This is a genomic window from Bradyrhizobium sp. sGM-13, assembly GCF_018398875.1.
Lineage (GTDB): Bacteria > Pseudomonadota > Alphaproteobacteria > Rhizobiales > Xanthobacteraceae > Bradyrhizobium.
The window spans coordinates 1-538 of record NZ_JAGWDK010000180.1 but is presented as its reverse complement, the minus strand read 5'-3'; the positions used below and the strand labels follow the sequence as shown (position 1 = coordinate 538).

Below are 538 nucleotides of genomic sequence, written 5' to 3'. Positions count from 1 at the left end.
GCCGCGCGCCCCGCGCCGATCGGCAGCCAGGTCGTGGTACGCCTTTACGAGACCACGATCGAGATCCGCGACCGCAGCACCCAGGCGCTGCTGCGCGTTCATGCCCGCGCCGCACGGCCGGGTTCGCTCAAACTGCCGCACAACGAGCGCCCGTTCAATCCATCTCGTCAGACCGCCTTCCTGCTGGCAAGCGCCGGCGACATCGGACCGCAAGCGAAGGCGCTCTGTCAGCACCTGTTCGACACCGAAGGTCGCGTTGGACAACGCGCGATGTGGGGCATTGTCGGACTTGCGAAGAAGTATCCCGCCCGGCTCGTCGAGCAAGCCTGCGATCACGCGATGCGTCATCACATCCATCGCTACAAACAGGTGCGCGCCATCGTTGAGCGATTGTTCGAGCGGGCGCTCGAGCGCGTCGATCAGGCACCACAACTCACGCTGTCTCTGACGCAGGATCATCCACTGATCCGTCCCGCAGACGAATACGGCGAACTCTTTCGCCTCGGCGCCCAGAACCGTGCCAGCATCGAGCGCCGGC

1 pseudogene is annotated in these 538 nt (G+C 65.2%); it reads left to right on the top strand.

Annotated elements, in window-relative coordinates:
* Window positions 1-538: pseudogene (locus KJQ96_RS38675) on the top strand (IS21 family transposase); the annotation flags it as partial.